A 337-nucleotide genomic window follows, 5' to 3' on the forward strand; every position below is an offset into this window, starting at 1 on the left:
ATGCAGCGACGCATCAGCATTTGGTTTTACTGGAGTAGCGTGTTCCTGGCATTAGGGACTGTGCTGTTTAGCGGCAGTCTGTATTGCCTCGCGCTTTCTCATTTACGCCTGTGGGCGTTTGTTACCCCTGTCGGTGGTTTTAGCTTCCTTGTAGGCTGGGCACTGATGTTAGTGGGCGCTATTCGATTGAAACGTAAGGGCGTAAGCCATGAATAAGGTTGTATTGTTGTGTCGCCCGGGTTTTGAAAAAGAGTGCGCCGCAGAAATTACGGATAAAGCAGGGCGTCGCGAAATCTTTGGTTTCGCCCGCGTCAAAGAAAATGTGGGTTATGTCATC

General features: G+C 49.9%; 1 protein-coding gene and 1 pseudogene. Both read left to right on the forward strand.

Annotation, left to right across the window (positions count from 1 at the left end; genetic code table 11):
• On the forward strand, positions 1–216 hold a 216-nt coding region (locus tag FDX22_RS00465; protein WP_146716564.1), incomplete at its 5' end, for a DUF423 domain-containing protein.
• A pseudogene (locus tag FDX22_RS00470) lies at positions 209–337 on the forward strand (23S rRNA (cytidine(2498)-2'-O)-methyltransferase RlmM); the annotation flags it as partial. The gene FDX22_RS00465 and the pseudogene FDX22_RS00470, both read left to right, overlap by 8 nt.

The organism is Citrobacter sp. TBCS-14, assembly GCF_005280805.1.
In the GTDB taxonomy this organism is placed as follows: Bacteria; Pseudomonadota; Gammaproteobacteria; order Enterobacterales; family Enterobacteriaceae; genus Citrobacter; species Citrobacter gillenii.